The sequence below is a fragment of the Vicinamibacteria bacterium genome, assembly GCA_035620555.1.
In the GTDB taxonomy this organism is placed as follows: Bacteria; Acidobacteriota; Vicinamibacteria; order Marinacidobacterales; family SMYC01; genus DASPGQ01.
Genome location: DASPGQ010000658.1, coordinates 1 through 8160 on the forward strand (window position 1 = coordinate 1; position 8160 = coordinate 8160).

Annotated in this window: 7 protein-coding genes; 5 read left to right on the plus strand and 2 right to left on the minus strand. The window is 62.9% G+C overall.

Annotation, left to right across the window (positions count from 1 at the left end; all coding sequences use genetic code 11):
* On the minus strand, window positions 1-317 hold a 317-nt coding region (locus VEK15_26660; protein ID HXV64310.1), incomplete at its 3' end, for a DUF4019 domain-containing protein.
* A 105-nt stretch (window positions 318-422) separates the two neighbouring features.
* On the minus strand, window positions 423-803 hold the full coding sequence (locus tag VEK15_26665) for a PIN domain-containing protein (GenBank protein ID HXV64311.1): 381 nt from the start codon (window positions 801-803) through the stop codon (window positions 423-425).
* 585 nt (window positions 804-1388) lie between these two features.
* Between VEK15_26665 and VEK15_26670 the strand changes: the two genes are divergently transcribed.
* From VEK15_26670 to VEK15_26690, 5 genes are all read left to right on the plus strand, one after another.
* Complete coding sequence (locus tag VEK15_26670) at window positions 1389-1586, plus strand: hypothetical protein (GenBank protein ID HXV64312.1); 198 nt, start codon at window positions 1389-1391, stop codon at window positions 1584-1586.
* A gap of 130 nt (window positions 1587-1716) precedes the next feature.
* Window positions 1717-2565 (plus strand): TIM barrel protein, encoded by an 849-nt coding sequence (locus tag VEK15_26675; GenBank protein HXV64313.1) that lies wholly within the window; start codon window positions 1717-1719, stop codon window positions 2563-2565.
* A gap of 4 nt (window positions 2566-2569) precedes the next feature.
* Window positions 2570-4255 carry a GMC family oxidoreductase gene (locus VEK15_26680; protein ID HXV64314.1) on the plus strand — a complete coding sequence of 562 codons (1686 nt, stop codon included), beginning with the start codon at window positions 2570-2572 and terminating at the stop codon, window positions 4253-4255.
* A gap of 23 nt (window positions 4256-4278) precedes the next feature.
* Window positions 4279-4881 carry a gluconate 2-dehydrogenase subunit 3 family protein gene (locus VEK15_26685; GenBank protein ID HXV64315.1) on the plus strand — a complete coding sequence of 201 codons (603 nt, stop codon included), beginning with the start codon at window positions 4279-4281 and terminating at the stop codon, window positions 4879-4881.
* Window positions 4882-4912: 31 nt separating this feature from the next.
* The gene (locus tag VEK15_26690; protein ID HXV64316.1) at window positions 4913-7960 is read left to right on the plus strand and encodes a serine hydrolase; all 3048 of its coding nucleotides are present in this window, start codon (window positions 4913-4915) and stop codon (window positions 7958-7960) included.
* Window positions 7961-8160 lie beyond the last annotated feature (200 nt).

Here is an 8160-nt window from a genome sequence, read left to right on the forward strand (position 1 = left end):
TACTGGATGACCACGTACTTGCCATCGGGTGCGCCGGGGAGGGACTCGGCATATTGTTTCGACTTCACCTTTCGCGAAACGAGGCTGCCCAGCGGAGCACGGGCCGCGCGCAATTGTTGTGACCACTGGTCGGTCGAGACGGCGCTTCGGAACAACGCCGCTGCCTGGCCCCAGCTCTCCTCGTAATCGCCCCGGTCGACGAGGGCGAGCCAGGCGTCCGCGGCTTCCACGGCGGCACGCTCGGCATCCGCCTGCGCGAAGACGATCGTGGCCGAGACCAGGGCGACGCCAAGAATTCCAACTCTTCCGATCATCATGAGGGACCTCTCTTCGATGTTACGGGACGGACTTGGGGGAGGTCCAACCGCTCCTCGGCGAGTCGAGAGGATTTCCTAGAGGCGCGAGGAGAGCGACATCGCGGTTCATTCGGAGAACTCGTAGTGGATCCTGAGCTCTTCCGCCAGTGCCTTCAATCGCGGATCTGTCGTCCACAGCTTGAGGCGTCCGACCAGTGACGACGCCAGCAGGTGCGCATCGATCCAACCGACGCCGCGGCCGTGCAATCGTCGTTCACTCACGAATTCCACGACATCCACGTGAGGCACCACGGGCGCGCGGTGCATTTGCTCGTAGTCCGCTAGAAGACTCTTGCGTCCTCCCTTGTCCCCGATGAGTAGCTCTCCGTAGACGAAATCATGGCCGCTCACTTCGTCGCGGCTCAGAAGCGCATCCATCTCGGCGGCGTATGGCGCTCGATTCGACAGAAAGCGAATCCAGACGGACGTGTCCACCAGCACTATCATCGAGCAGAGTGCCTCGACGACGAGGTTCGTTCCCGTTGGCGTCGAACCTCGCGGGCGCGCGGCTCCGACCCTCGGAGAGCCCGAAGGCGCTCGTACGCCGCGTGACGGACCAACGCCTCGAGGCCCCGACGAACCGTTTCGGTGTCTGTTCCCGCCCCGGAGGCGGTCTTGGCCTCCCGCAAGAGTTTCTCGTCGATATGTAGCGTCTTCTTCATACATCTATTAGTACCATAAGTATATGGATCTAAAGCCAGCCCAGCGAGTGCAGAAAACGCCAACGGAACCATCGTTCCTCTGGGCCAGCCTGTTCCGGCCTCGAGCGGTCATTCCGTGCATTTGCGCCGCAGCAGCGTTCGGTGAGAGATTTTGCGCTATCGATATGTCGTGCTCACGGCTGTTTGGTCTCGATTTGTTTTCCGCCTTTGCTCTCGATGGATCCTCCCAGGAGCGTGTAGGGGGCTTCACGGCGGAAGGCACGAAACGTCGCCAGCTACGACGAGGTCTCGCCGACCGACTTCGCCCTTCGGGCTTCGTCGAGTCTCGTCGAAGCGAAGCGGAGATGGAAGCCAACTTGGAGAGTCGCTCATGGACTCCCATGCGCTGTTCGCGGCACTTTACGGCCAGCTCGGAGAGCGCGAGGCGGCGGGCGAGCACCTGCGGCAGTTGCTGGCACTCAGACCCGATTTCGTTGGGATCGGGCGCAATCAGTTCGGCAAGTGGTACCTTCCGCGGCTCGTCGAGCAGCTGATCGACGGACTGCGCAAGGCGGGGCTTGCGATCTGAGAAGGACGACGCGTCGGCGCTGTGCTGCGCGGCCCAGGCCCAGGGCGGAGTTCTCCGTTCCAAGCGACTCAGTCGCAAAGGCTCGGCATTCTTGACACCGACTCCATAATCTGAAATCTTGCCCGCGACCATGGTGAGCAGAAGACGATTTCTCGCCGCCGCCGGTGTCGCGCCGCTCGCCGCAGGCTATCAGCCCGTGCCAAGGAAATTCAAAACCCAGTTCGCCGTCAACGTGGAGACGTGGTGGAGAGATTTGTCGTTTCTCGAACGCCTCGATCACGCGGCGGCCGCCGGATTTCCCGCCATCGAGTTCTGGCCGTGGCGCGGGAAAGACATCGAGGCGATCGCGGCGAAGACGCGCGAGCTCGGGCTCGTGGTCACCCAATTCACCGCCTGGGGATTCGAGCCGGGAATGAACGATCCCGGGAATCACGACGCCGTCGTTTCCGAGATCGAGGCGAGCTGTGGCGCGGCCAAAACACTCGGCGCCAGGTGGATGACCGTCGTCGCCGGCGACGATCAGCCTGGCATGAGTCAGGACGAGATGCACGAAAACGTCATCATCGCGTTGAAGCGGGTCGCTCCCATCGCGGAGAGACACGATGTCACTCTGATCCTCGAGCCGATGAACATCCGTGTGGATCACCAGGGGCACTGCCTCTATGGAAGCGCGCCGGCGATCCGTATCGTCGAGGCCGTCGGCTCGAGCCACGTCAAGATCAACTGGGACCTCTATCATCTTCAGATCACCGAGGGCGACCTTTGCGGGCATCTCGCCGAGGGGATCGAGCACATCGGCTATGTCCAGCTGGCCGATCATCCCGGCCGGAACGAGCCGGGCACGGGGGAGGTCCACTACAACCGGGTGTTAAAAGAGCTCGATCGCCTGGGTTATCGAGGCTATGTCGGGCTCGAGCTCAACCCGCTCCAGGGCGAAGAAGCGGCCGCCGATGCCGTCGCCAGCGCCGACGTTTGGTGAAATCATGCAGAGAGAATCCTACGATGCCATCGTCGTCGGTTCCGGGATCTCGGGCGGTTGGGCCGCCAAGGAACTGACCGAAAAGGGGCTCGAGGTGCTGCTCCTCGAACGCGGCAAGAACGTCGAGCACATCAAGGACTACATCAATGCCACCAAGCCCATCTGGGAGTACCCGCATCGCGGTGGGCGCACCTATGCGATGGAAGAAGCCCATCCAGTGCTCAAGCGAGATTACCCGCTCAACGAGAAAAACCTCGATTGGTGGGTTTCGGACAAGGATTCGCCGTATACCGAGATCAAGCGCTTCGACTGGTTCCGGGGCTATCAGGTCGGTGGCCGGTCGCTTCTCTGGGGACGCCATAGTTACCGCTGGAGCGATTTCGATTTCGAGGCCAACGCTCGCGAAGGCATCGCCATCGATTGGCCGATCCGCTACGAGGATCTCGCGCCCTGGTACGACCACGTCGAGCGTCACGCCGGCATCGCCGGCTCCCGCGACGGCCTCGCTCAGCTTCCCGACGGCGAGTTCCAGCCGCCCATCCCGTTGAACTGTGGCGAGGAGATCGTGGCGGAGCGCATGCGGGGACGGTTCGACGGGCGCCGCCAGATGGTTCATGCACGGGTCGCGAACCTCACTCAGCGGCTCCCCGGGCGCTCGCATTGTCGATACCGCAATGCGTGCTGGCTCGGTTGTCCTTTCGGCGCCTACTTCAGCACGCAGTCGTCGACGCTGCCGGCCGCGATGGCTACCGGACGCCTGACGCTCGAGCCCTACTCCATCGTGACCGAAGTACTCTATGACCGCGACCAGAAGCGCGCCACGGGCGTCCGGGTGCTCGACGCGGTGACCGAGCGCTCGACGGAGTATCGGGCACGCATCGTGTTTCTCTGCGCGTCCACCCTCAACACGACATGGATCCTGAAACGCTCTGCCACAGACGTCTGGCCCGGAGGTTTGGGCAGCAGCTCGGGCGAGCTCGGCCACAACCTCATGGACCACCATTTTCGTCTCGGCGCGGAGGGCATCCTCGACGAGCCGGGCTTGGATAAGAAGTACTACTACGGCCGGCGGCCCGCGGGATTTTACATTCCCCGCTACCGAAACCTCTTCGGCGACAAGCGCGACTACCTGCGCGGCTTCGGCTATCAAGGCGGGGCGTCTCGTCTCGGTTGGCAACGTGCCGTCGAAGAGCTCGGCGTCGGGGCGGCTTTCAAGGATAAGATGGCTGAGCCCGGTGAGTGGAGGATCGGCGCCACCGCGTTCGGCGAGATGCTGCCCTACCACGGGAACAGAGTTTTCATCGACGAGACGAGAACCGACAAGTGGGGCCTCCCCGTCCTCGCGATCGACTGCGAGATGGGCGAGAACGAGCGATTGATGCGCGTGGACATGATGAACGACATGGCCGAAACTCTCGAGGCGGCGGGGGTCAAGAAGGTGCGCACCTACGATCGGGGTTACGCCCCCGGCATGGGTATCCACGAGATGGGCACGGCGCGCATGGGCCATGACCCGCGCACTTCGGTGCTCAATCGCTGGAACCAGGTTTGGGATGCCCCGAACGTGTTCGTCACCGACGGGGCCTCTATGACTTCGGCCGCTTGTCAGAATCCGTCGCTCACCTACATGGCGCTGACGGCTCGAGCGGCCAACTACGCCGTGGGCGAGCTCGAACGACATAATCTCTGATGCGCCGCGAGGAGCTACCGAACATGACCTCCCACGACGCATCTCTCCGGTTGACCCGGCGCGAAGCCATTCGGCGCGTCAGTGTTCTGTTTGGCGGCGCCGCGCTCGTCGGCCAGGCCAGACTTCTCGATGCTCTCGAAAGCTCGAGCCCAAAGGCTGCGGCTTACTTGACGTCTATAGAGGTTACGCTTCTCGACGAAGTGGCCGAGACGATGCTCCCCGAGACGAGTACGCCGGGCGCCAAAGCGGCCGGTGTCGGCCGGTTCATGGCTCTCATGGTTGCCGATGCCTACGATCCCGACGAGCGGCACATCTTTCGTGAGGGTCTGCGAACGCTCGATGGAGAGTGCACCGAGATGAGCGGGCGCGACTTCATGGCGGCGACGCCGGCCGAGCGACTGAGCCTGCTCGAGCGTCTCGATCGCGAGCAGTACGAGTATATGCAGGAATGGAAGGACGGCGAGCCCGTCCACTACTTTCGCATGATGAAAGAGCTCGCGCTTCTCGGCTACTTCACGTCCGAGATCGGGTACACGAAGGCGTTGCGCTTCGTCGAAACGCCCGGTCGTTTCGAGCCGTGCGTGCCGTACGCACCGGGCGACAAAGCCTGGGCGCCCCACGCGTAGCGTTCATGAGACCGGAGTCGCACCTCCGAAAATGATGCGTCGACGGGTTCTCGGTCTCCTCGTTGCGCTCGCGGTCTCTGCGATTGGAGCGGTCGCTCAGGACCCGATACGAGGCTTTACATCCGAGAGCACCGCGCGTCAGCTCGAGATCGAGAAGGCGTATCAGGCGATTCCCGACAGCGAGTCGATTCGCGAGTGGCATCGCTACTTCACGTCGGAACCCCACCCGGCGACGTCGGCTCGCACGGAAGAGATTGCTCGTTTCATCGCCGACACCTGGAAGAAGCAGGGGCTCGAGGACGTGGTGATCCATCGCTACGACGTCCTGTCTTCCAACCCCCGGACCGTCCACGTCGAGATGATTGCGCCCGTGCGTTACGTTCCGAGCCTGAGGGAAGACGTTTACGAAGAAGACCCCGACACCGCGAATCCGGACGTGAGCGGCGCCTGGACGTCGTTCTCCGCCTCGGGCGAGGTCGAGGCGCCGGTCGTCTATGCCAACAGCGGCAACCCCGCCGACTACGAGCTGCTGCGCGAGCAGGGGATCGACCCGCGCGGCAAGATCGTGGTGGTCCGCTATTCGAACCCCTATAGCTATCGCGGCTTCAAGGCTCTCACTGCCGAACGCGAGGGCGCGGCCGCCATGATCGTTTACTCCGACCCCGCCGAAGACGGATTCCTTCAGGGGGACGTCTATCCCGATGGTCCCTGGGGTCCGGAGAGCCATCTGCAGCGGGGCGGCATTGCTTATGATTTCATCGTACCTGGCGATCCCCTGACCCCCGGCTGGGCGTCAACGCCGGGCGCACATCGCATACCGGTCGAAGAGGCGGTCTCGGTCCCGAAGATCATGTCTCTGCCCATGTCGTACCGGGACATGCGTCCGATCCTCGAAAAGCTCGGCGGTCCTCGCGCGCCCGACGCATGGCAGGGAAGTCTCCCCATCGAGTACCGGCTCGGAGGCGAAGACGTTCTCCTCCACGTCAGGATCGACATGGATACGACGGTTCTTCCCAATTACGTCATCGAAGGGCGCATCCGCGGAGAGGGTTCGCCCGACGAGTGGGTGGTGCTCGGAAACCACCACGATGCCTGGGTGTTCGGAGGAGTCGACCCATCGAGCGGCACGGCTTCCATGATGGAGATGACGAAGAGCTTCGGCGCGCTGAAAGAGCGTGGGATTCGACCCCGGCGTACCCTGGTTTTTTGCAGTTGGGATGGCGAGGAGGTCACGCTCACCGGCTCGACCGAGTGGGGAGAGCAGTTCTCGCACGAGCTCGAGGAAAAAGCGGTGGCCTACCTCAATGTAGATTCGTCTGCCAGCGGCGGAGATCTATCGGTGAGCGCGGTCGGTTCGCTAGCCCCGATGATCGTGGAGATAACGAAGGCGCTCGAAGATCCTTCGGGGGGCAGCCTCTATGAAGTATGGAGGAGCAAGCCGCCGAGCCCGGGGCTCGCCGAAGGCTCGCTTCTCGACGAAGCGCTGGTTCGAACGCGGATCGGAAGCGGCACCGACCACACGGTCTTTCTGAACTATTTGGGACGTCCCGTGGTGGATATGACGTTCGACGGACCGTACGGGGTCTACCACTCGGTCTACGACGACCACTTCTGGGTGAGCCGCATTGGGGATCCTGGTTTTCACTACCACGAGCTCATGTCGCGCCTCTGGGGGACCATGGCTCTTCGGCTCGCCAACGCCGATATCCTTCCTTTGGACTTCGAAAGCTACGCACTTTCGCTTCGAGAATTCGTTCGCGAGGTCGAGAAGCTGGATGTGGAGTCTCGGCTCGACTGGAGCGATCTGTCGTCGAGCGCAAACGGTTTCCGGACGGAGTCACGACGGCTAGCCGAGCGTATCGATCGGGCGCTCGCTGCGGAAGCGGTCGAGCCGGAGCTTTCCAGGCGGCTCAATCAGAAGCTCAACCGTATCGAGGGCAATTGGCGGCATCCCGCAGGAATACCGGGACGGCCCTGGTTCAAGCACCTCCTCTATGCCCCCAAGTACACCTACGCGGCAATGGTGCTCCCCGGGATCACGGAAGCTCTCGACCAGAAGGATTGGGCGACGGCGGAGGTGCAGGTTCGCCGGCTGACCGCAGCGATCGAGGACAACCGGGCTCTACTCGCTTCGGCGAGTGCGGAGCTGGACTCGTTTTCTCTTCCGCCCGATTCGCTCGAGTCGAAACTGAGGAGACTGCGTGAAGGCTTCGACGGACGGATGGCGATCTACGTGGAGCACGTCGGACGCTCCCAGGTGGTTGCGATCGATGCCGACTCGATCTACGAGACGTTCAGCGTCATCAAGGTGCCGATCATGGTGGAGGTGCTGCGACGAGTCGAAGCGAAGAGCCTGTCGCTCTCCCAACGCCTACCGCTCGAGTCTGGCTACGGGCGCATTCCGTCCGGGGTCCTGTACGCATTCGATCCGGGACTGCAGCCAACGGTGAAAGACCTCCTCAACCTCATGATCATCGTGAGCGACAATGCCGCGACCGACATCCTCGCCGATCTCGTGGGACGGGACGCGATCACGGCCAGCATGAAGGAACTGGGCTTTGCGAGAACGGAGATCCGTTTCTCGGACCTGGACTGGGATCGGGAATGGCTGTCGGCGCTCGACGAGGAATACCGGGATGCCACCGGAGAGGAGACTCTCTCGTTCCCTTTCGAGGAGCACTCCAGTGAGGACGTATCCGAGGCCTTCCGGCGCGTCATCGAGGAGACGCCGCTCTTTTTCGGCCGGAGCACGGCGCGAGAAATCGGGAAGCTCTTCGCCCTCCTCGCCCGCGGGGAGCTGGTTTCCCCCGAGGCGAGCGCATTGATGATCGACATCCTCGAGCGTCAGCAGGTGAACCACCGCCTTCCGCGGTACGTGCCCGACGGGGTGCGCATCGCTCACAAGACCGGTGACGGCGAGCCGTGGGTGGGGAACGATGCGGGAATCCTATGGATCGACGACGAGCCCGTCGTGGTCGTCGTGTTCACCGGCCACCACCGGGGAACCGCATCGGAGCTCAACGAGGTGGTGGCCCAGGTGGGCAAGATCGTGGCGGACCATTACCTCGACATCAGATGACAATTATCTTCCACCCGTAACCTGCCGCTTCGCGGTTAACGCACGACTTACTCGTGTCGCAGAGCCTCCATCGGGTCGACTCGGGCGGCGCGTGAAGCGGGAACGAGGCTCGCCGCGAGGGCGGCCCCGGCGACGAGGACCGAGAGCAGGGCGTAGGTTCCCAGATCGAACGGGTGAACCCCGTGAAGGAGCTCCGAGAG